19 protein-coding genes and 1 riboswitch are annotated in these 23,412 nt (G+C 54.5%); of the genes, 8 read left to right on the top strand and 11 right to left on the bottom strand.

Annotated elements, in window-relative coordinates:
• Positions 1-39 precede the first annotated feature (39 nt).
• Together rpoB and rpoC are read left to right on the top strand one after the other, a co-directional pair.
• Complete coding sequence (gene rpoB, locus MUU51_RS00350; RefSeq protein WP_159776891.1) at positions 40-4,068, top strand: DNA-directed RNA polymerase subunit beta; 4,029 nt, start codon at positions 40-42, stop codon at positions 4,066-4,068.
• A gap of 76 nt (positions 4,069-4,144) precedes the next feature.
• A complete protein-coding gene (gene rpoC, locus MUU51_RS00345; RefSeq protein ID WP_159776892.1) occupies positions 4,145-8,368 on the top strand; it encodes a DNA-directed RNA polymerase subunit beta' in 4,224 nt (1,407 codons plus the stop codon).
• 132 nt (positions 8,369-8,500) lie between these two features.
• On the opposite strand, the gene MUU51_RS00340 is transcribed toward rpoC, so the two are convergent.
• The 9 genes from MUU51_RS00340 to rsd form a co-directional block, all read right to left on the bottom strand.
• Positions 8,501-8,818, bottom strand: coding sequence for a PTS lactose/cellobiose transporter subunit IIA (locus MUU51_RS00340; protein ID WP_159776893.1), 318 nt, complete (start codon positions 8,816-8,818; stop codon positions 8,501-8,503).
• Positions 8,819-8,821: 3 nt separating this feature from the next.
• Entirely contained in the window at positions 8,822-9,127 is a 306-nt protein-coding gene (locus MUU51_RS00335; RefSeq protein ID WP_159776894.1) for a PTS sugar transporter subunit IIB, read from the bottom strand.
• Between the two features lie 409 nt (positions 9,128-9,536).
• Positions 9,537-10,664 (bottom strand): 2-iminoacetate synthase ThiH, encoded by a 1,128-nt coding sequence (gene thiH / locus MUU51_RS00330; protein ID WP_159776895.1) that lies wholly within the window; start codon positions 10,662-10,664, stop codon positions 9,537-9,539.
• A complete protein-coding gene (gene thiG, locus MUU51_RS00325) occupies positions 10,664-11,431 on the bottom strand; it encodes a thiazole synthase (protein ID WP_159776896.1) in 768 nt (255 codons plus the stop codon). The genes thiH and thiG overlap by 1 nt, the downstream gene beginning before the upstream one ends.
• Before the next feature lies 1 nt (position 11,432).
• Complete coding sequence (gene thiS, locus MUU51_RS00320) at positions 11,433-11,633, bottom strand: sulfur carrier protein ThiS (protein ID WP_159776897.1); 201 nt, start codon at positions 11,631-11,633, stop codon at positions 11,433-11,435.
• Entirely contained in the window at positions 11,617-12,372 is a 756-nt protein-coding gene (locus MUU51_RS00315) for a HesA/MoeB/ThiF family protein (RefSeq protein ID WP_159776898.1), read from the bottom strand. Before MUU51_RS00315 ends, thiS begins: the two co-directional genes overlap by 17 nt.
• Positions 12,365-13,000: a thiamine phosphate synthase gene (gene thiE / locus MUU51_RS00310; RefSeq protein WP_159776899.1), complete on the bottom strand. Its 636-nt coding sequence runs from the start codon at positions 12,998-13,000 to the stop codon at positions 12,365-12,367. Before thiE ends, MUU51_RS00315 begins: the two co-directional genes overlap by 8 nt.
• Positions 13,000-14,895 (bottom strand): phosphomethylpyrimidine synthase ThiC, encoded by a 1,896-nt coding sequence (gene thiC, locus MUU51_RS00305; RefSeq protein WP_159776900.1) that lies wholly within the window; start codon positions 14,893-14,895, stop codon positions 13,000-13,002. The genes thiE and thiC overlap by 1 nt, the downstream gene beginning before the upstream one ends.
• Before the next feature lie 81 nt (positions 14,896-14,976).
• Positions 14,977-15,077, bottom strand: a riboswitch (TPP riboswitch).
• 53 nt (positions 15,078-15,130) lie between these two features.
• Entirely contained in the window at positions 15,131-15,634 is a 504-nt protein-coding gene (gene rsd, locus MUU51_RS00300) for a sigma D regulator (RefSeq protein WP_258966864.1), read from the bottom strand.
• Positions 15,635-15,730: 96 nt separating this feature from the next.
• On the opposite strand from rsd, the gene nudC reads away from it, so the two are divergent.
• The 6 genes from nudC (at position 15,731) to MUU51_RS00270 (ending at position 20,086) form a co-directional block, all read left to right on the top strand.
• Complete coding sequence (gene nudC / locus MUU51_RS00295) at positions 15,731-16,504, top strand: NAD(+) diphosphatase (protein ID WP_159776902.1); 774 nt, start codon at positions 15,731-15,733, stop codon at positions 16,502-16,504.
• A gap of 39 nt (positions 16,505-16,543) precedes the next feature.
• The gene (gene hemE, locus MUU51_RS00290) at positions 16,544-17,608 is read left to right on the top strand and encodes a uroporphyrinogen decarboxylase (protein ID WP_258966863.1); all 1,065 of its coding nucleotides are present in this window, start codon (positions 16,544-16,546) and stop codon (positions 17,606-17,608) included.
• Between the two features lie 9 nt (positions 17,609-17,617).
• Positions 17,618-18,289 (top strand): deoxyribonuclease V, encoded by a 672-nt coding sequence (gene nfi / locus MUU51_RS00285; RefSeq protein ID WP_159776904.1) that lies wholly within the window; start codon positions 17,618-17,620, stop codon positions 18,287-18,289.
• Between the two features lie 42 nt (positions 18,290-18,331).
• On the top strand, positions 18,332-18,922 hold the full coding sequence (locus MUU51_RS00280) for a YjaG family protein (RefSeq protein ID WP_110512506.1): 591 nt from the start codon (positions 18,332-18,334) through the stop codon (positions 18,920-18,922).
• Between the two features lie 186 nt (positions 18,923-19,108).
• Positions 19,109-19,381, top strand: a complete 273-nt coding sequence (hupA, locus tag MUU51_RS00275; RefSeq protein ID WP_159762011.1) for a nucleoid-associated protein HU-alpha — start codon at positions 19,109-19,111, stop codon at positions 19,379-19,381.
• Positions 19,382-19,393: 12 nt separating this feature from the next.
• A complete protein-coding gene (locus MUU51_RS00270; RefSeq protein ID WP_258966862.1) occupies positions 19,394-20,086 on the top strand; it encodes a DUF1481 domain-containing protein in 693 nt (230 codons plus the stop codon).
• Between the two features lie 43 nt (positions 20,087-20,129).
• Here the strand turns inward: MUU51_RS00270 and purD are convergent, their stop codons facing one another.
• Positions 20,130-21,422 carry a phosphoribosylamine--glycine ligase gene (purD, locus tag MUU51_RS00265; protein ID WP_159776906.1) on the bottom strand — a complete coding sequence of 431 codons (1,293 nt, stop codon included), beginning with the start codon at positions 21,420-21,422 and terminating at the stop codon, positions 20,130-20,132.
• Between the two features lie 15 nt (positions 21,423-21,437).
• The gene (gene purH, locus MUU51_RS00260) at positions 21,438-23,027 is read right to left on the bottom strand and encodes a bifunctional phosphoribosylaminoimidazolecarboxamide formyltransferase/IMP cyclohydrolase (RefSeq protein ID WP_159776907.1); all 1,590 of its coding nucleotides are present in this window, start codon (positions 23,025-23,027) and stop codon (positions 21,438-21,440) included.
• Positions 23,028-23,412 lie beyond the last annotated feature (385 nt).

The following is a 23,412-nucleotide window of genomic DNA, read 5'->3' as shown; positions in this document are numbered from 1 at the left end:
GGCAGAGTCGGTCGACTTGTCAGCGAGCTGAGGAACCCTATGGTTTACTCCTATACCGAGAAAAAACGTATTCGTAAGGATTTTGGTAAACGTCCACAAGTTCTGGACATACCTTATCTCCTTTCTATCCAGCTTGACTCGTTCCAGAAGTTCATCGAGCAAGATCCTGAAGGTCAGTATGGTCTCGAAGCGGCTTTCCGCTCCGTGTTCCCGATCGCGAGCTACAGCGGCAATTCAGAGCTGCAGTATGTGAGCTATCGTCTGGGCGAGCCTGTATTTGACGTTAAAGAATGTCAGATTCGCGGCGTGACCTATTCCGCTCCCCTGCGCGTTAAACTGCGTCTGGTGATTTATGAGCGTGAAGCGCCGGAAGGCACAGTAAAAGACATTAAAGAACAAGAAGTGTACATGGGCGAAATTCCGCTCATGACCGATAACGGTACCTTCGTCATCAACGGTACTGAGCGTGTTATCGTTTCTCAGTTGCACCGTAGCCCGGGCGTCTTCTTTGACAGCGATAAGGGTAAAACCCACTCTTCGGGTAAAGTGCTTTATAACGCACGTATCATCCCTTACCGTGGTTCCTGGCTGGACTTCGAGTTCGATCCGAAAGACAACCTGTTTGTCCGTATCGACCGTCGTCGTAAGCTGCCTGCGACCATCATCCTGCGCGCGCTGAGTTACACCACTGAGCAGATCCTTGATCTGTTCTTCGAAAAAGTTATTTTCGAAATCCGTGATAACAAGCTGCAGATGGAACTCATCCCTGAGCGTCTGCGTGGCGAAACTGCCTCCTTCGATATCGAAGCAGACGGTAAGGTGTACATCGAGAAAGGTCGTCGTATCACTGCCCGCCACATTCGCCAGCTGGAAAAAGATGACATTAAACTCATCGAAGTTCCGGTTGAGTATATTGCTGGCAAAGTGGCTGCAAAAGACTACGTCGATGCGTCCACTGGTGAGCTGATCTGCCCGGCGAACATGGAGCTGAGCCTGGATCTGCTGGCGAAGCTGAGCCAGTCAGGTCACAAGCGTATCGAAACGCTGTTCACCAACGACCTGGATCACGGCGCATACATGTCCGAGACCATCCGTGTCGACCCAACCAACGACCGCTTAAGCGCGCTGGTTGAGATCTACCGTATGATGCGTCCTGGTGAGCCACCAACTCGCGAAGCGGCTGAAAGCCTGTTCGAGAACCTGTTCTTCTCCGAAGACCGTTATGACCTGTCAGCGGTTGGTCGTATGAAGTTCAACCGTTCTCTGCTGCGTGATGAAATCGAAGGTTCAGGTATCCTGAGCAAAGACGACATCATCCAGGTTATGCGTAAACTGATCGGCATTCGTAACGGCCAGGGCGAAGTGGATGATATCGACCACCTCGGCAACCGTCGTATCCGTTCTGTTGGCGAAATGGCTGAAAACCAATTCCGTGTTGGCCTGGTACGTGTTGAGCGTGCGGTTAAAGAGCGTCTGTCTCTGGGCGACCTTGACACCCTGATGCCTCAGGACATGATCAACGCCAAGCCGATTTCTGCTGCGGTGAAAGAGTTCTTTGGTTCTAGCCAGCTGTCTCAGTTTATGGACCAGAACAACCCGTTGTCTGAAATCACGCACAAGCGTCGTATTTCTGCCCTCGGCCCAGGCGGTCTGACCCGTGAACGTGCGGGCTTCGAAGTTCGAGACGTACACCCGACTCACTACGGTCGCGTATGTCCAATCGAAACGCCTGAAGGTCCAAACATCGGTCTGATCAACTCACTGTCCGTGTACGCACAGACAAACGAATACGGCTTCCTTGAGACTCCGTATCGTAAAGTGACCGACGGTGTTGTGACTGACGAAATTCATTACCTGTCTGCTATCGAAGAAGGCAACTACGTCATCGCTCAGGCGAACTCCAACCTGGATGACGAAAACCACTTTGAAGAAGACCTCGTAACCTGTCGTAGCCGTGGCGAATCAAGCCTGTTCAGCCGTGACCAGGTTGACTACATGGACGTATCCACCCAACAGGTGGTTTCCGTCGGTGCGTCCCTGATCCCGTTCCTGGAACACGATGATGCTAACCGTGCATTGATGGGTGCGAACATGCAACGTCAGGCGGTTCCAACTCTGCGTGCTGATAAGCCGCTGGTTGGTACCGGTATGGAGCGTGCTGTAGCGGTTGACTCCGGCGTAACCGCCGTTGCCAAACGTGGCGGTACCGTTCAGTACGTGGATGCGTCCCGTATCGTTATCAAAGTTAACGACGACGAGATGTACCCGGGCGAAGCAGGTATCGACATTTATAACCTGACCAAATACACCCGTTCTAACCAGAACACCTGTATCAACCAGATGCCGTGTGTAAACCTGGGTGAACCAATTGAGCGCGGCGACGTGCTGGCAGATGGCCCGTCCACCGACCTCGGTGAACTGGCGCTCGGTCAGAATATGCGCGTAGCGTTCATGCCGTGGAACGGCTACAACTTCGAAGACTCCATCTTAGTCTCCGAGCGTGTGGTTCAGGAAGATCGTTTCACCACGATTCACATTCAGGAACTGGCATGTGTGTCCCGCGACACCAAGCTGGGGCCAGAAGAGATCACTGCTGACATCCCGAACGTGGGTGAAGCTGCGCTCTCTAAACTTGATGAATCCGGTATCGTTTACATTGGTGCGGAAGTGACCGGCGGCGATATTCTGGTTGGTAAGGTAACGCCTAAAGGTGAAACCCAGCTGACGCCAGAAGAGAAACTGCTGCGTGCAATTTTCGGTGAGAAAGCGTCTGACGTTAAAGACTCTTCTCTGCGCGTACCAAACGGTGTTTCCGGTACTGTTATCGACGTTCAGGTCTTTACCCGCGATGGCGTGGAAAAAGACAAACGTGCGCTGGAAATCGAAGAGATGCAGCTGAAGCAGGCGAAGAAAGACCTGTCTGAAGAATTGCAGATCCTCGAAGCTGGCCTGTTTAGCCGTATCTACGCTGTGCTGGTTGCCGGTGGTGTTGAAGCTGAGAAGCTCGACAAACTGCCACGCGACCGCTGGCTGGAGCTCGGTCTGACCGACGAAGCGAAACAAAATCAGCTGGAACAGCTGGCTGAACAGTACGACGAACTGAAGCACGAGTTCGAGAAGAAACTCGAAGCGAAACGCCGCAAAATCACTCAGGGCGACGATCTGGCACCAGGCGTGCTGAAGATTGTTAAGGTGTATCTGGCCGTTAAACGTCAGATCCAGCCTGGTGATAAAATGGCGGGTCGTCACGGTAACAAGGGTGTTATCTCGAAGATCAACCCGATCGAAGATATGCCGCACGATGCTAACGGTACGCCGGTAGACATCGTACTGAACCCGCTGGGTGTACCGTCTCGTATGAACATCGGTCAGATCCTGGAAACTCACCTGGGTATGGCAGCCAAAGGCATCGGCGAGAAAATCAACGCCATGTTGAAGCAGCAAGAAGAAGTCGCGAAACTGCGCGAATTCATCCAGCGTGCCTACGATCTGGGTACCGACATTCGTCAGAAAGTCGACCTGAGCACCTTCACCGATGACGAAGTTCTGCGTCTGGCTGAGAACCTGAAAAAAGGTATGCCAATCGCGACTCCAGTCTTCGATGGTGCGAAAGAGTCAGAAATCAAAGAGCTCCTGGAGCTCGGCGGTCTGCCTTCTTCTGGTCAGATTACACTGTTCGATGGTCGTACCGGTGAGCAGTTTGAGCGTCAGGTAACCGTAGGTTACATGTACATGCTGAAACTGAACCACCTGGTCGATGACAAGATGCACGCTCGTTCCACTGGTTCTTACAGCCTCGTTACTCAGCAGCCGCTGGGTGGTAAGGCACAGTTCGGTGGTCAGCGCTTCGGTGAGATGGAAGTGTGGGCGCTGGAAGCATATGGCGCAGCATACACCCTGCAGGAAATGCTCACCGTTAAGTCTGATGATGTGAATGGTCGTACTAAGATGTATAAAAACATCGTGGACGGCAACCATCAGATGGAACCGGGCATGCCGGAATCCTTCAACGTACTGTTGAAAGAAATCCGTTCGCTGGGTATCAACATCGAACTGGAAGACGAGTAACTCTCGCTCAAACAGGTCACTGGTGCCGGGGTAATACCCGGCGCCAGATTGTGCTAACTCCGACGGGAGCAAATCCGTGAAAGACTTATTAAAGTTTCTGAAAGCGCAAACTAAAACCGAAGAGTTTGATGCGATCAAAATTGCTCTGGCATCGCCAGACATGATCCGTTCATGGTCTTTTGGTGAAGTTAAAAAGCCAGAAACCATCAACTACCGTACGTTCAAACCTGAACGTGACGGTCTCTTCTGTGCCCGTATTTTTGGGCCGGTAAAAGACTATGAGTGCCTGTGCGGTAAGTACAAGCGCCTGAAACACCGTGGTGTTATCTGTGAGAAGTGCGGCGTTGAAGTGACCCAGACCAAAGTGCGCCGTGAGCGCATGGGCCACATCGAGCTGGCGTCTCCGACTGCCCACATCTGGTTCCTGAAATCTCTGCCGTCCCGTATCGGTCTTCTGCTCGATATGCCACTGCGTGATATCGAACGCGTACTGTACTTCGAATCTTATGTTGTTATCGAAGGCGGCATGACCAACCTGGAACGCAATCAGATCCTGACTGAAGAGCAGTATCTGGATGCGCTGGAAGAGTTTGGTGACGAATTCGACGCGAAGATGGGTGCGGAAGCTATCCAGGCCCTGCTGAAGAGCATGGATCTGGAGCAAGAGTGTGAAACTCTGCGCGAAGAGCTGAACGAAACCAACTCTGAAACTAAGCGTAAAAAGCTGACCAAGCGTATCAAACTGCTGGAAGCGTTCGTTCAATCTGGTAACAAACCAGAGTGGATGATCCTGACAGTTCTGCCGGTTCTGCCGCCAGATCTGCGTCCACTGGTACCGCTGGATGGTGGTCGTTTCGCAACGTCGGATCTGAACGATCTGTATCGTCGCGTGATCAACCGTAACAACCGTCTGAAACGTCTGCTGGATCTGGCTGCGCCAGATATCATCGTACGTAACGAAAAACGTATGCTGCAGGAAGCGGTTGATGCCCTGCTGGATAACGGTCGTCGCGGTCGTGCGATCACCGGTTCTAACAAGCGTCCTCTGAAATCTTTGGCCGATATGATCAAAGGTAAACAGGGTCGTTTCCGTCAGAACCTGCTCGGTAAGCGTGTTGACTACTCCGGTCGTTCTGTAATCACCGTAGGTCCATACCTGCGTCTGCATCAGTGCGGTCTGCCTAAGAAAATGGCACTGGAACTGTTCAAACCGTTCATCTACGGCAAGCTGGAACTGCGTGGCCTGGCCACCACCATCAAAGCCGCTAAGAAAATGGTTGAGCGCGAAGAAGCTGTCGTTTGGGATATCCTGGACGAAGTTATCCGCGAACACCCGGTACTGCTGAACCGTGCACCAACTCTGCACCGTTTGGGTATCCAGGCGTTTGAACCGGTTCTGATCGAAGGTAAAGCAATTCAGCTGCACCCGCTGGTTTGTGCGGCATATAACGCCGACTTCGATGGTGACCAGATGGCTGTTCACGTACCGCTGACGCTGGAAGCCCAGCTTGAAGCGCGTGCGCTGATGATGTCTACCAACAACATCCTGTCACCTGCGAACGGCGAGCCAATCATCGTTCCTTCTCAGGACGTTGTATTGGGTCTGTACTACATGACCCGTGACTGTGTTAACGCCAAAGGCGAAGGCATGGTGCTGACTGGCCCTAAAGAAGCTGAGCGTATTTATCGCGCTGGCCTGGCCTCTCTGCATGCGCGCGTTAAGGTGCGTATCACCGAATACGAAAAAGACGCTCAGGACGAATTCGTTGCGAAAACCAGTATCATCGATACGACCGTTGGTCGTGCGATTCTGTGGATGATCGTACCGAAAGGTCTGCCTTTCTCCATCGTCAACCAGGCGCTGGGCAAGAAAGCTATCTCCAAAATGCTGAACACCTGTTACCGCATTCTGGGCCTGAAGCCGACCGTTATCTTTGCTGACCAGACCATGTACACCGGTTTTGCCTATGCAGCGCGCTCTGGTGCGTCCGTAGGTATCGACGATATGGTTATCCCAGAGAAGAAACACGAGATCATCTCTGAAGCGGAAGCTGAAGTTGCTGAGATCCAGGAGCAGTTCCAGTCTGGTCTGGTAACCGCGGGCGAACGCTACAACAAAGTTATCGATATCTGGGCAGCGGCGAACGATCGTGTTTCCAAAGCGATGATGGATAACCTGCAGACTGAAACCGTGATTAACCGTGACGGCGTTGAAGAGCAGCAGGTTTCCTTCAACAGCATCTACATGATGGCCGACTCCGGTGCGCGTGGTTCCGCAGCACAGATTCGTCAGCTGGCAGGTATGCGTGGTCTGATGGCGAAGCCAGATGGCTCCATCATCGAAACGCCAATCACCGCGAACTTCCGTGAAGGTCTGAACGTACTCCAGTACTTCATCTCCACTCACGGTGCTCGTAAAGGTCTGGCGGATACCGCACTGAAAACAGCGAACTCCGGTTATCTGACGCGTCGTCTGGTTGACGTTGCACAGGATCTGGTCGTTACCGAAGACGATTGTGGCACCCTCGAAGGTATCACCATGACCCCGGTTATCGAGGGTGGTGATGTTAAAGAGCCGCTGCGCGATCGCGTTCTGGGCCGTGTAACTGCAGAAGATATTCTGAAGCCGGGTACCGCAGACATCCTTGTTCCGCGCAACACGCTGCTGCACGAACACTGGTGTGACCTGCTCGAAGCTAACTCTGTTGACTCCGTGAAGGTTCGCTCTGTTGTATCTTGTGACACCGACTTTGGTGTATGTGCGCACTGCTATGGTCGTGACCTGGCGCGTGGCCACATCATCAACAAAGGTGAAGCAGTTGGTGTTATCGCGGCACAGTCCATCGGTGAGCCGGGTACACAGCTGACGATGCGTACGTTCCACATCGGTGGTGCGGCATCTCGTGCGGCTGCTGAATCCAGCATCCAGGTGAAAAACAAGGGTAGCATCAAGCTGTCTAACGCCAAGTCGGTTGTTAACTCCGCTGGCAAGCTGGTTGTGACCTCTCGTAATACCGAGCTGAAGCTGATCGACGAATTCGGTCGTACCAAAGAAAGCTATAAAGTGCCTTACGGTGCTGTAATGGCGAAAGGTGATGGTGAGCAGGTTGCTGGCGGCGAGACCGTAGCAAACTGGGATCCGCACACCATGCCGGTAATCACTGAAGTGGCTGGTTTCATTCGCTTCACTGACATGATCGACGGCCAGACGATTACTCGTCAGACCGACGAACTGACCGGTCTGTCTTCCCTGGTGGTTCTGGATTCTGCAGAACGTACCGCCGGTGGTAAAGACCTGCGTCCTGCACTGAAAATCATCGATGCCAAAGGCAACGACGTTCTGATCCCGGGCACTGATATGCCGGCTCAGTACTTCCTGCCAGGTAAAGCGATTGTTCAGCTGGATGATGGCGTGCAAATCAGCTCTGGTGACACCCTGGCGCGTATTCCACAGGAATCCGGCGGTACCAAGGATATTACCGGTGGTCTGCCACGCGTTGCGGATCTGTTCGAAGCACGTCGTCCGAAAGAGCCGGCAATTCTGGCAGAAATCAGCGGTATCATTTCCTTCGGTAAAGAAACCAAAGGTAAACGCCGTCTGGTGATCTCCCCGATTGATGGCAGCGATGCTTACGAAGAGATGATTCCGAAATGGCGTCAGCTCAACGTGTTCGAAGGTGAGCGCGTAGAACGCGGTGACGTAGTGTCCGATGGCCCAGAAGCGCCACACGACATTCTGCGTCTGCGTGGTGTTCACGCGGTGACTCGTTATATCACGAACGAAGTGCAGGAAGTTTACCGCCTGCAAGGCGTTAAGATTAACGATAAGCACATCGAAGTTATCGTGCGTCAGATGCTGCGTAAAGCAACTATCGCGAACGCTGGCAGCTCCGACTTCCTCGAAGGCGAGCAGGTTGAATACTCCCGCGTTAAGATCGCTAACCGCGATCTGGAAGCGGATGGCAAAATCAGCGCAACTTATGCGCGCGATCTGCTGGGTATTACCAAAGCATCCCTGGCTACCGAGTCGTTCATCTCTGCGGCATCGTTCCAGGAGACAACTCGCGTACTGACCGAAGCAGCCGTTGCGGGCAAACGCGACGAACTGCGCGGTCTGAAAGAGAACGTTATCGTGGGTCGTCTGATCCCAGCTGGTACCGGTTACGCGTACCATCAGGATCGTATCCGTCGTCGTGCAGCGGGTGATGTACCTGCCGCACCGCAGGTGACTGCTGAAGATGCGTCTGCCAGCCTGGCAGAATTGCTGAACGCAGGCCTCGGCGGTTCCAACAACGATTAATCGTTGCTGATAACGCTAAATAAAAACCCGCTTCGGCGGGTTTTTTTATGGCTGCCGTACGCGGTCGTCTATAGGCAAAAACAAAAATGCCCGCATTGCGGGCATCTTGTGTGTCTGAGGAAAATCGTATTATTAGTTTACCAGCGGCAGACGGCGGTACAGTTCAATCATATCGCCCGCCAGATCCTGAATCACCATTGCGTTCATCAGGTGGTCCTGAGAGTGAACGGTAATCAGGTTAACCGGCAGTTTGCCAGTGCCTTCGTCGAGGCCAATCAACTGGGTCTGAATGGTATGCGCATGTTTCACAAACTCACGCGACTCATCCATTGACTGCTCCGCTGCAGCAAAATCGCCTTTACGAGCGAGTTGCAGTGCGGTTAATGCAGAACTACGTGCAGCGCCAGCATTTACCAGCAGCTCCATGATAATCGTTTCTAAATCTTCCACATCTCACTCCATCAGCTTGAGGGCTTTCTCAAGAACGACATCACCTTTCATCATGCCGTAATCCATCATATCGATAACCGCGACTTTTTTACCCAGCGGCTCGGCTTCTGCCTGGAGCTTAGCCAGTTCATATTTCACTTGTGGCCCCAGCAGCACGATATCAGCGGCGCCGATGTTATCTTTGAATTCGGCGACAGGGACTGCCTTGATAGTGACTTCGACGCCTTTCTTCTGAGCCGCGTCTTTCATACGTTGAACCAGCATGCTGGTGGACATACCTGCTGCACAGCATAAAACGATGTTCTTCATAACTAGCCCTCATGGTCCTTGATACCCCATCTTTATCGCGTGACGGAGTATTCAACAACTGCTTTGCGGCGATTGTGTGTAAGCCATCACAAAGATAACCGCAAAAAAATGAAACCGGTTACAGTTTGAGCCTTGCAGACAAAAAAGCCAGTCGTAGCGGGTCTGTATCAACAATCAAGAATTGCACTGTTCCGCTGCGTACGCTCCTGTTTTTCCCCTGTTGTAAACTTGCATTCCGTGTTTTATCGATGGATGGGGCAGGGCGGGAGAGGAAGGAATCGCCGCCCTGGTCAACATTCCCTGCTGACCCGGACAGCGTAAGGCACATGATTTTCCTCAGCAATGTGTGAAGATCGACTCTGCGAGGCCGGTTCAGCACGTTCTTCTCATACTGACAGGCGTTGCCAGATTATTGCGAGGAGCGCCCCAACCAGCTGTCCCAGTCTTTCCATACTGGCTGTAAACCGCTGGCGACCAGGGCTTGTGCGACCTCTTGCGGACGGCGTCCATCATGCGGCGAAAACTGCTCCAGTTCAGGATGATTGTCGGCATAGCCGCCGGGCTGCGTTTTGGAAAATGCGCTGACGTTATTGATGGCGATAGGGACCACCCGATCGCGAAACGCTGGCGATTCACGGGTTGACAGCGATAGCTCAATGTCCGGCGACAGCAGGCGAAATGCGCAGATGGTTTGTACCAGCTGACGTTCATCCATTAACGACGCAGGTTCAACGCCTCCGGCGCAGGGCCGCAAACGGGGAAATGAGATAGAGTAGCGGCTCTGCCAATAATGCTTCTGCAACCAGAGCAGATGCTCCGCCACCATATAGCAATCCACGCGCCAGCTGTCTGAAAGCCCAATTAGTGCCCCGAGACCGATTTTATCAATCCCCGCTTTGCCCAATCTGTCGGGTGTTTCCAGTCGCCAGATGAAATCCTGTTTGTTGCCTTTCAGATGATGTCGCGCATACATCGCTTCGTGATACGTTTCCTGATAGACCATCACGCCATCGAGGCCCAGCGTTTTCAGTTCGGCATACTCAGCCTGCGACAGGGGCTGAACCTCCATCTGTATTGACGAAAACCGGCGGCGAATATCCGGCAAATGGAGACGAAAATAATCCATACCCACTTTCGCCTGATGCTCGCCGGTGACCAAAAGCAGATGCTCAAAGCCCATCGCGCGGATCGCCTCGCATTCGCGGCTAATTTCCTGTGAATCCAGCGTCTTGCGTTTGATACGGTTGCTCATTGAAAAGCCGCAGTAGGTGCAGTCGTTGGCGCAGAGATTTGACAGATACAGTGGAACGTAGAAGCTGACGGTATTGCCAAAACGCTGGCGGGTCAGCAGCTGTGCCCGCTGGGCAAGCTGCTCAATATACGCATCGGCTGCAGGGGAGAGCAGGGCCATGAAATGGTCTCGGGTGAGCTGACGAGCGGCGAGGGCGCGTTCCACGTCCGCCGCTGTTTTACTGTGGATTTTCAGTCGGATGTCATCCCAGTCGAGCTGTCGCCAGTGTTCAGTGAAGGTTGCCATCACAACGCCTCCAGAAAACCGGTCAGCGGGCTGGTGGCCTGAGCCTGCCTGCTTTTTGCACCAGGCCCTGCTTCACGCGCCAATACGCCTGCTTCTACCGCAAGGCGAAAGGCGGTGGCCATCTGAACGGGAAAATCTGCCACGGCGATCGCGGTATTCACCAGCACCGCATCAGCCCCCATCTCCAGTGCCTGCGCGGCATGGCTCGGCACGCCAATCCCCGCATCTACCACCACCGGAACCGTGGCCTGCGCAATAATAATTTCCAGCATCGCCCGGGTTTCCAGCCCCTGATTCGAACCAATCGGCGCGCCCAGCGGCATCACCGCCGCGCAGCCGACGTCCTCAAGACGTTTGCACAGGACAGGATCGGCACCGCAGTAAGGCAGGACCACAAACCCTTCTTTCACCAGCATTTCCGCAGCCTTCAGCGTTTCAATCGGATCCGGCAACAGCCAGCGGGCATCAGGATGAATTTCCAGTTTGAGCCAGTTCGTGCCCAGCGCTTCGCGCGCCAGACGGGCGGCAAAAACGGCTTCTTCCGCCGTTTTGGCTCCGGATGTATTCGGCAAAAGTGAAACGCCAGCATCCTGCAGTGGCTGGAGAATCGCATCATTGTGTTGACGCAGGTCGACGCGCTTCATCGCCAGTGTGACCAGTTGGCTACCAGAGGCCCGAATGGCATCGACCATTAGCTCAGACGACGCAAATTTTCCGGTGCCGGTGAACAGGTGTGATTCAAAGATTTTATCGGCGATACGTAACATGTCAGCCTCCGGCGATGGCCTGAAAAAGCAGGAGCGCATCGCCTTCCTGCAACGGATGTTCCGCCCATTGGGGGCGCGGTAAAATCTGCTGGTTGAGCGCCAGTGCGACGCCGGGTTTGTCCCGGTCGAGTTGTGCCAGCAGCGCCGCCACGTGTATCCCGGCTTCACATATCACGCGCTCATCGTTAACGAGAATGTGCATCAGCACCTCCGCATACTGGGCAATCAACTGAGCGTGTTCGGGTCAACGATCGCCAGTTGCCAGAACGCGCATCGAACAGACGCAGAACGTCCTGCGCCGTTTCCATTCCGCACAACAGTTTGATGGCTTCTAACGCCTGCAACGTGCCCATCACGCCAACAACCGGCCCGACGATCCCTGCGGTGCGGCAGTTGCGTTCGGGTTCCAGTTCATCGGGCCATACACAGCGATAGCAGCCATGCGTCAGCTGCGGGGTGACGACCATCAATTGCCCGCCAAAGCCGACAGCGCTGGCGGTGATCAGCGGCGTACCGTGTGCGACGCAGGCGGCGTTAATCGCCTGTCGACTTGCCATCGTATCGGTACAGTCGAGCACCACATCGGCCTGTTGAACCTGATGGTGGAGTGGCTCCTCGCTGAGGCGCTGGTTCAGCGCGATAAGCGTGATGTCCGGGTTGAGTTGCGAAAGCCGCCGTTGGGTAGCTTCTGATTTGGGTTGGTCTATATCTGCCGACGTAAACAGGATTTGTCGCTGCAAATTACTGATATGAACGTGGTCATCATCGGCCAGCACCAGCGTGCCGATGCCCGCTCCGGCCAGATATAGCGCTGCCGGTGAGCCCAGACCGCCGAGGCCAACAATCAGCACCCGACTGGCGAGCAGCTTCTGCTGCCCTTCAATTGCGATGTCGTCGAGCAAGATCTGGCGACTGTAGCGCATAAATTGATGGTCATTCATCGCCCGCTCCCGCCATTTCCAGCAGTTGCGCGGTGGCCAGCTGCCAGTCCTGCGCTTGAGTAATGGCGCTGACGACCGCAATACTGCCGACGCCGGTGGCCAGCACTGACGGGGCGCGTTCGAGGCTAATGCCACCAATCGCCACCGTCGGGTAATCGTTCAACCGCGCGATATGTCCAGCCAGCTGCGCCAGCCCTTGCGGGGCTGACGGCATCTGCTTGGTTTGTGTCGGAAAAACATGGCCAAGCGCGATGTACGACGGTTTCACCGCTAGCGCTACGTCAATTTCCATATCGTCATGCGTCGAAACACCGAGCCGCAGGCCTGCGTCACGGATAGCGTCCAGGTCGGTTACGGCCAAATCTTCCTGACCGAGATGCACCCCGTAGGCCCGATGTTTGACTGCCAGCCGCCAGTAATCATTGATAAACAGCCGGGCGCGATAGCGGTGGCCCAGCGCAATCGCGGCAATAACGTCCGCTTCCACTTCATCATCGGTTTTGTCTTTAATGCGCAGCTGGAGCGTGCGCACGCCGACGTCCAGCAAACGCGCAATCCACTCCACGCTGTCGACGACCGGATAAAGGCCCAGGCGCTGCGGCACCGCAGGGAAATCAGGCTGAATCATCAGGCTTCCTCCTTACGCAGATAGATTTCGCCACCTTTGGCGCGGAAGTTTTCTGACATATCCGCCATGCCCACTTCGATGGTCTGCGCCGCCGCGTAGTCGCGCACTTCCTGGGATATTTTCATCGAGCAGAACTTCGGCCCGCACATCGAGCAGAAGTGCGCCACTTTGCCGGATTCCTGCGGCAGGGTTTCGTCGTGATAGGCACGGGCGGTGAACGGATCGAGCGCCAGGTTGAACTGGTCTTCCCAGCGGAATTCAAAGCGCGCCTTCGACATGGCGTTATCGCGGATTTGCGCACCCGGATGGCCCTTCGCCAGATCAGCCGCGTGGGCGGCAATTTTGTAGGTGATAAGCCCTTGTTTAACGTCTTCTTTATTCGGTAATCCGAGATGCTCTTTTGGTGTGACGTAGCACAGCATCGCACAGCCGAACCAGCCAATCATCGCCGCGCCAATCCCGGAGGTGAAATGGTCATAGCCCGGTGCGATATCGGTGGTCAACGGCCCCAGCGTGTAGAACGGCGCTTCGTGGCAGTGTTCCAGTTCTTCGGTCATGTTGCGGCGGATCATCTGCATCGGCACGTGGCCCGGGCCTTCAATCATCACCTGTACGTCGTATTCCCAGGCGATTTTGGTCAGTTCGCCAAGGGTATGCAGCTCGGCAAACTGTGCTTCGTCGTTGGCATCCTGAATGGATCCTGGGCGTAGGCCGTCGCCCAGCGAGAGGGACACATCGTACGCGGCACAGATTTCGCAAATGTCGCGGAAATGCTGATACAGGAAGTTTTCCTGATGGTGCGACAAACACCATTTCGCCATGATTGAGCCGCCGCGGGAAACGATGCCGGTCAGGCGTTTGGCGGTCATCGGTACGTAGCGCAGCAGAACGCCCGCGTGAATGGTGAAGTAATCTACTCCCTGTTCCGCCTGTTCGAGAAGCGTGTCGCGGAATGCTTCCCACGTCAGGTCTTCGGCAATACCGTTCACTTTCTCCAGCGCCTGATAAATCGGCACCGTGCCAATCGGCACCGGGCTGTTGCGCAGGATCCACTCGCGGGTTTCGTGGATGTAGCGCCCGGTGGATAAATCCATCACCGTGTCTGCGCCCCAGCGCGTCGACCACACCAGTTTTTCCACTTCTTCTTCGATGGACGACGTGACCGCCGAGTTGCCGATATTGGCGTTAACCTTCACCAGAAAATTGCGGCCGATGATCATCGGTTCAGATTCCGGATGATTGATGTTGGCTGGAATGATGGCGCGACCGGCGGCGACTTCATCGCGTACAAATTCTGGAGTGATGTTTTCTGGCAGACGCGCGCCAAAACCTTCGCCCGGATGCTGGTGGCGTAACACTTCGCCACGAATGCGCTCGCGGCCCATGTTTTCGCGAATGGCGATGAATTCCATTTCAGGGGTGACGATCCCCTGACGGGCGTAGTGCAGCTGGGTCACGCATTTTCCCGCGACGGCGCGTTTGGGCGTCAGCAGGCCGGTGAACCGCAGTTCGTCGAGGCCATCGTCGGCCAAACGTTGTTTGGTGTAAGCGGAGCTGCGTTCATCCAGCGGTTCGCTATCATGGCGCGCGTCAATCCACGGCTGGCGCACTTTGGCCAGGCCCTGCTGCACGTTGATCGCAATATCCGGATCGCCATACGGGCCGGAAGTGTCATACACCGGCACGGCTTCGTTTTGTTCGAACTGAGGGTTATCTTTGGAGCCGCCAAGGAGCGTTGGGCTGAGCTGGATTTCACGCATCGGCACGCGAATATCGTCGCGAGAACCATTGAGATAAATCCGTTTTGAGTTGGGGAAAGCCGTACCTTCGAGGGTATCGATAAAGTGTTGGGCGTGTGCACGCTGTTCGCGGCGGGAGAGTTTAGTAGTAGACATAGCGCATTCCAGTGTATGGAGGAAATGGCTTGTCAGACGACGGATGAACTAAGAGATTACGCGCGCCATCAGGCGACGTAAAAATGTGTGACTCTTGTTCCCTTCGCAGGTACTAACCTGATCAGGTTCCGCGGATCCCGAATTAACGGTCTCAGCCCAAATGGGCACTCCGACAAGATAAAACCCCGCCAGCGGCGAGGTGAAGAATGTAAATTACTCGTTAACGCTTAAGAACTCAAGCAGGACGCGCAATCTGATTTTCATCGTTCGCGCTGCCGTTTAGCTTGTTATCCAGTGCCAGCGCAATCAGGCTGTCTTCCAGCGTAAAGCGGGCAGCGAGCGCTTCGCCGAGACCGGATAACACCCGTTGAAACTCCATGCAATTGTCGTCATCAATGGCGGTTTCCAGACTGGAATCATACATTTCCATAATTTGCTGGGTGTTGCCTTCGAGTTGCGGATAGAGCTTTGTTGCCGCCAAAAGTGGGTTTTCACCTTTCAATTCGCCGACAATGCGTTCATAAATACTGAAATGGCCGGCGGAGAGATAATCCACCAGGCGCTGACAAAAATCGTCCAGTGCTTTCTCGTTCAGACGCATATACGATCCTTTGCCAGGCTTAATGCCAACCAGATTGTAATAGGCGACGATCAACTGTTTACGTACCTGAAGCCATTGATCAACAAGCTGGTGGCTGCCGCCGACGCGCTCTGTCAGGCTTTCTAACTGGTTTAGCATGATGGACTCCGCATGTGAAAGAGCAAAACCGGCTTACCCAAAAATGTAAAAGCACTGTTAACAAAGTGCCAGTGAAGCGAAGGTAGTGCAATAGATATGGATCGTATAATTGAAAAATTAGATAGCGGCTGGTGGATTGTCAGCCACGAACAGAAATTATGGCTGCCTGGCGGCGAGTTGCCGCATGGCGAGGCGGAAAAATTCGATCTTGTCGGTCTGAATGCGATGCCAATCGGGGAATGGCAGGGAGAACCCGTTTGGCTGATTCAGCAGGCGCGACGCCAGGATATGGGCACGGTTCGTCAGGTGCTGGATCAGGACGTGGGGTTGTTCCAGCTTGCCGGGCGCGGCGTTCAGCTGACGGAGTTTTATCGCTCCCATAAATTCTGCGGATACTGTGGGCACACCATGCACCCGAGCAAAACCGAATGGGCGATGCTATGCAGTCACTGCCGCGAGCGTTATTACCCGCAAATTGCGCCGTGCATTATTGTGGCTATCCGCCGCGATGATTCGATTCTACTGGCCCAGCACTCGCGCCATCGCAACGGCGTGCACACGGTGCTGGCGGGGTTTGTCGAAGTGGGGGAAACCCTCGAACAGGCGGTGGCGCGAGAAGTGATGGAAGAGAGCAGTATCCGCGTTAAAAATCTTCGCTATGTGACCTCGCAACCGTGGCCGTTCCCGCAGTCGCTGATGACGGCTTATATGGCTGATTACGACAGCGGCGATATCGTGATCGACCCGAAAGAGCTGATTGAAGCCAACTGGTATCGCTATGACAACTTGCCGCTGTTGCCCCCGCCGGGCACCGTGGCGCGTCGTTTGATTGAAGATACGGTGGCGATGTGTCGGGCAGACTATGAGTGATGGTACACTTCCCGCATGACGCATAAAGGAACTGCAAACATGACCGAACTGAAGAACGATCGTTATCTGCGTGCGCTGCTGCGCCAGCCTGTTGATATCACCCCTGTCTGGATGATGAGACAAGCGGGCCGCTATTTGCCGGAGTACAAAGCCACGCGTGCCGAAGCGGGCGATTTTATGTCGCTGTGCAAAAACGCGGAGCTGGCCTGCGAAGTGACGTTGCAGCCATTGCGCCGTTTCCCGCTGGATGCGGCGATCCTCTTCTCGGACATTCTGACCATTCCTGATGCGATGGGGCTGGGCCTGTATTTTGAAACCGGTGAAGGCCCGCGTTTTACTTCCCCGTTGAAAACCAAGGCTGATATAGAAAAGTTGCCAGTGCCGGATCCAGAACAGGAACTGGGCTACGTGATGAACGCGGTGCGGACCATTCGCCGTGAACTGAAGGGCGAAGTGCCGCTGATTGGTTTCTCCGGCAGCCCGTGGACGCTGGCCACTTACATGGTTGAAGGCGGCAGCAGTAAAGCGTTTACCGTGATCAAAAAGATGATGTATGCTGATCCGCAGGCGCTGCATCTGCTGCTCGATAAACTGGCGAAGAGCGTCACGCTGTATCTGAACGCGCAAATCAAAGCTGGGGCGCAATCGGTGATGATTTTCGACACCTGGGGCGGCGTGCTGACCGGGCGTGACTATCAGCAGTTCTCCCTCTACTACATGCACAAAATTATTGATGGCCTGCTGCGTGAAAACGAAGGCCGTCGCGTGCCGGTAACGCTGTTTACTAAAGGCGGCGGGCAATGGCTGGAAGCGATGGCAGAAACCGGCTGCGATGCGCTGGGCCTCGACTGGACCACGGATATTGCTGATGCGCGTCGTCGCGTGGGGAATAAAGTTGCGCTACAAGGCAATATGGACCCGTCGATGCTGTACGCGCAGCCTGCACGCATCGAAGAAGAAGTCGCGACCATTCTGGCTGGATTTGGCGAGGGAGAAGGGCACGTGTTTAACCTTGGCCACGGCATCCATCAGGATGTACCACCAGAACACGCGGGGGCATTCGTTGATGCCGTACACCGTCTGTCGCCGCAGTATCATCGCTAAGGACGAATTATGGATCTTGCGGGTCTTCGTGAACAACAGCGGGCGTTAGCGTCGTCCGTGATCCGCGAGGATCGTTTTTCTGAAGATCCTCCGAGGCTCATCGGCGGTGCTGATGTGGGATTCGAGCAGGGTGGCGAGATAACCCGCGCGGCCATCGTCCTGTTGACCTATCCGGGCCTCGAATTGGTGGAATACCAGATAGCGCGTATTCCTACCACCATGCCTTACATCCCCGGCTTCCTGTCATTCCGTGAATATCCCGCGCTGCTGGCGGCGTGGGAGCAACTTTCCCGTAAACCTGATTTACTGTTTGTCGATGGCCACGGCATTTCCCATCCGCGGCGTTTGGGTGTCGCCAGCCACTTTGGTTTGCTGGTGGACGTTCCGACGATCGGCGTGGCGAAAAAACGCCTGTGCGGTAAGTTCGAACCGTTGTCTGCCGAACCGGACGCCCTGGCACCACTGATGGATAAACAGGAACAATTGGGTTGGGTCTGGCGCAGCAAAGCGCGCTGTAATCCGCTGTTTATCGCCACCGGACATCGCGTCAGCCAGGACAGCGCTTTGGCGTGGGTTCAGCGCTGCATGCAGGGCTATCGTCTCCCGGAACCTACCCGCTGGGCCGATGCAGTTGCCTCCGGAAGGCCTGCCTTCCTGCGTTGGCAAGCAATTCAGCCCTGATTCAGGTAAACTGCCGCTAATTAACGCATTCGAGAGCTCATCATGTTACAAAACCCGATTCATCTGCGCCTTGAGAAGCTGGAAAGCTGGCAGCATGTGACCTTCATGGCTTGCCTGTGCGAGCGCATGTATCCGAACTACGCCATGTTCTGTCAGCAGACTGAATTTGCCGATGGGCAGATTTATCGTCGTATTCTCGATCTTATCTGGGAAACCCTGACCGTGAAGGACGCCAAGGTAAACTTCGACAGTCAGCTCGAAAAGCTGGAAGAAGCGATCCCGGTTGCGGATGATTTCGACATGTACGGTGTGTACCCGGCGATTGATGCCTGCGTGGCATTGAGTGAACTGGTGCATTCGCGTCTGAGTGGTGAAACCCTCGAGCATGCCATTGAAGTCAGCAAGTCTTCTATTACGACCGTCGCGATGCTTGAAATGACCCAGGCCGGTCGCGAAATGACAGATGAAGAGCTGAAAGAAAACCCAGCAGTTGAGCAGGAATGGGACATCCAGTGGGAAATTTTCAGGCTTCTGGCAGAGTGCGAAGAACGCGATCTTGAACTGATAAAAGGGCTGCGCGCAGACCTCCGTGAGGCTGGCGAGAGTAATATCGGCATAAATTTTAATCAATGAAGCCACAAAACGTGACATTCAGTCCGAATTGTCGTGCCTGAAGGCTTCACATCTGCCCCCCGTCTGGTCTACATTTGGAAGGCGAAAAAAAGTGGCTATCGGTGCGTGTATGCAGGAGAGTGCTTTTTTGGCATTTCCGTCGCACTCGATGCTTAGCAAGCGATAAACACATTGTAAGGATAACATATGAACAAGACTCAACTGATTGATGTAATTGCGGACAAGGCTGACCTGTCAAAAGCACAGGCTAAATCTGCCCTGGAATCTACTCTGGCTGCAATTACTGAGTCTCTGAAAGAAGGTGATGCTGTACAACTGGTTGGTTTCGGTACCTTCAAAGTGAACCACCGCGCTGAGCGTACTGGCCGCAACCCGCAGACCGGTAACGAAATCAAAATCGCCGCAGCTAACGTGCCGGCATTTGTTTCTGGTAAAGCTCTGAAAGACGCAGTTAAGTAAGACTGCGTGCCGGTGAACAGTTTAAACGAAGGGGCGGTTTCGCCCCTTTTGTCCATCTGGCGTCGCTCGCTGACGCTGGCTGGTGCGTTGCTACTGTCTGCCTGTAGCCACAATTCGTCTCTGCCGCCATTTACAGCCAGCGGTTATGCAGACAACCAGGGCGCAGTGCGCATCTGGCGTAAAGATTCCGACAATGAAACCCATATGCTCGCGGCATTCAGCCCGTGGCGCAGCGGGAACACGTCAACCAGCGAATACCGCTGGCAGGGCGATACGCTCTCTCTGATTGAACTCAATATTTACGGCAAGCCGCCGGAACACATTCGCGTGCGTTTTGATGACCACGGCGACCTGAGCTTTATGCAACGTGAAGTCGACGGGCAAAAACAGCAGCTTTCAAACGACCAGATAGCGTTATATCGCTACCAGGCGCAGCAAATCCGTCAGACCAGCGATGCACTGCGTCAGGGCCGTGTGGTACTGCGTCAGGGACGCTGGCATGCAAATCACACCGTGACGACCTGCGAAGGGCAGACGATCAAGCCTGATTTAGAAGCACATGCAATAAGTCACATCGAACGACGTCAGAGTCATTCCTCGGTGGAAGTGAACGTGGCGTGGCTGGAAGCGCCGGAAGGTTCGCAGCTGTTGCTGGTGGCGAATGAAGATTTCTGCACCTGGCAGCCGACGGAAAAGAGTTTCTAAGAAGAGTTGCCCTCTCCACGCGGGAAAGGGCGAATGATCAGGATTACTTGCCTTGCTCACGCGCAATCGCGCGGTAACCAATATCTTTCCGGCTAAAGCTGCCTTCCCAGTGAATATCCTGCATTAACTGGTAAGCACGTTTCTGCGCGTCGGCCACGGTTTCGCCCAGCGCCGTGACGCAAAGGACGCGACCGCCGTTGGTCAATACGCGATCGTCATTCGACAGCGTAGTGCCAGCCTGGAACACTTTCCCGCCTTCAACTTCTTCCAGCGGCAGACCGTGAATTTCGTCGCCGTTGCGATAGTTGCCAGGATAGCCACCTGCGGCCATCACCACACCAAGCGATGCGCGTGGATCCCAACGGGAAGTTTTCTCATCCAGTTTGCCTTCGCAGGCCGCGAGGCACAGTTCAACCAGGTCAGACTGCAGGCGCAGCATAATAGGTTGTGTTTCCGGGTCGCCAAAACGGCAGTTGAACTCGATAACCTTCGGATTGCCTTCTTTATCAATCATCAGTCCGGCATACAGGAAACCAGTATAGATGTTGCCTTCCGCCGCCATGCCGCGCACGGTTGGCCAGATAACGCGATCCATGGTGCGCTGGTGAACGTCGTCGGTCACCACTGGCGCCGGAGAATACGCACCCATGCCGCCGGTATTTGGCCCGGTATCGCCATCGCCTACGCGTTTATGATCCTGGCTGGTGGCCATTGGCAGTACATTCTCGCCATCGACCATCACGATAAAGCTGGCTTCTTCACCATCGAGAAACTCTTCGATTACGATCCGGTGGCCCGCATCGCCAAACGCATTACCCGCCAGCATGTCGTGGACCGCGGCTTCGGCTTCTTCCAGCGTCATTGCGACAATAACGCCTTTACCTGCGGCCAGACCGTCGGCTTTGATAACGATCGGCGCGCCTTTCTCGCGCAGATAACCCAGCGCGGGTTCAACCTCGGTAAAGTTCTGGTATTCAGCTGTTGGGATCTTATGGCGCGCCAGGAAGTCTTTGGTGAACGCCTTGGAGCCTTCCAGCTGTGCAGCGGCTTGCGTTGGGCCGAAAATGGTCAGGCCCGCGTTGCGGAACGCATCAACGACACCCAGCACCAGCGGCGTTTCCGGACCAACGATAGTCAGGCCAATCTTTTCACTTAGTGCGAAGTCCAGCAGCGCCGGAATATCGGTGGCGTTAATCGCCACGTTTTGCAGCGTCGGCTCAAGTGCGGTGCCCGCATTGCCCGGTGCTACGAATACGGTCTCAACCAGCGGCGACTGCGCCGCTTTCCACGCCAGGGCGTGCTCACGCCCGCCGTTACCAATTACTAAAACTTTCATTGTCTGCTCCGGGAATTAATGGCGGAAGTGGCGCATGTCAGTGAAGATCATCGCGATGCCGTGTTCATCAGCCGCAGCAATGACTTCTTCATCGCGGATGGAACCGCCAGGCTGGATAACGCAGGTCACGCCTACGGATGCTGCGGCATCAATACCATCGCGGAACGGGAAGAAGGCATCGGACGCCATCGCGGAGCCTTTTACTTCCAGGCCTTCATCGGCCGCTTTAATCCCGGCAATTTTCGCGGAGTACACGCGGCTCATCTGACCGGCGCCTATACCAATGGTCATGTTCTCTTTGGCATAAACGATGGCGTTAGATTTAACGAACTTGGCCACTTTCCAGCAGAACAGCGCGTCACGCAGTTCCTGTTCGCTCGGCTGGCGTTTGCTGACCACGCGCAGTTCACCAGCGGTCACCATGCCCAAATCACGGTCCTGAACAAGAAGGCCACCGTTAACACGTTTGAAATCGAGACCGGCCAGGCGGGTATCCCACTGGCCGCAGGTCAGCACGCGGACGTTTTGTTTCGCCGTAGTGATTTTCAGCGCTTCTTCAGACGCAGATGGTGCAATGATCACTTCCACGAACTGGCGGGAGATGATGGCCTGTGCCGTTTCGGCATCCAGTTCGCGGTTAAAGGCAATAATGCCGCCGAACGCAGAAGTCGGGTCGGTTTTGTACGCGCGATCGTATGCATCCAAAATGGAGCCGCTAACCGCCACACCGCATGGGTTGGCGTGCTTGACGATCACACAGGCCGGTTCGCTGAATTCCTTCACACATTCCAGGGCGGCATCGGTATCGGCGATGTTGTTATAGGAAAGCGCTTTTCCCTGCACCTGTTGTGCGGTAGCGACGGACGCTTCCTTTATTTCTTCTTCTATATAGAAGGCTGCCTGCTGATGGCTGTTTTCACCGTAGCGCATATCCTGCTTCTTAATGAAGTTCAGGTTCAGGGTACGCGGGAAGCGACCGGCTGGTTGCTTGGTTTCACCGTGATAGGCCGGGACCAGGCTGCCGAAGTAGTTGGCAATCATGCTGTCGTAGGCTGCGGTGTGCTCGAAGGCTTTAATGGCGAGATCGAAACGGGTTTCGAGAGAGAGAGAGCCTTCCTGAGCATCCATCTCACTAATAATAGAAGCGTAGTCGCTGCTCTTTACTACGATCGCCACATCTTTATGGTTCTTGGCAGCGGAGCGAACCATCGTTGGGCCACCAATATCGATATTCTCAACTGCATCTTCCAGAGAGCAGCCTTCGCGGGCAACGGTCTGGGCAAACGGGTAAAGGTTAACGACAACCATATCGATCGGCGCGATCCCGTGTGTTTCCATAATGGAATCATCCTGACCGCGACGGCCGAGGATCCCACCGTGTACTTTCGGGTGCAGCGTCTTAACGCGTCCGTCCATCATTTCAGGGAAACCGGTGTAATCGGAAACTTCGGTAACCGGCAAACCTTGCTCTGCTAACAGGCGAGCGGTTCCACCGGTAGACAGCAGCTCCACACCACGTGCGGAAAGTGCCTGTGCGAATTCGACGATACCGGCTTTATCAGAGACGCTGAGTAAAGCGCGGCGGACTGGACGACGTTGTTGCATGGTAAATCCCCTGGATTTGACGATTACAGAGAGCGTTAGCTGAATTTTTACCGAAAAACTCAGCTAACGCCCCTCACGGGGCATCCTTGTTTTAGCGCGGGCATTGTAACGAAAACGTTTGCGCATCGCTCGTGATTTTTTGGGTTTTCTCTCGTTTGTGGATAACTCTGTGTGTAAATGGGTATAAGGCGGGGTTTTGCTGTGGAATGCAGCAGTCAGTCATTTTTCTGTCATTTAGGTGTTGCGGTACCATCAGAACTCCCTATAATGCGCCTCCATCGACACGGAACATGTGAACAACTTCACAGTGTACCGGCGGCGATGAGAGTTAAAAATCCTGAAATTAAGGGTTGACTCTGAAAGAGGAAAGCGTAATATACGCCAC

It is taken from the genome of Scandinavium manionii, assembly GCF_024764775.1.
In the GTDB taxonomy this organism is placed as follows: Bacteria; Pseudomonadota; Gammaproteobacteria; order Enterobacterales; family Enterobacteriaceae; genus Scandinavium; species Scandinavium manionii.
This window is presented reverse-complemented; position numbering and strand designations above follow the sequence as displayed.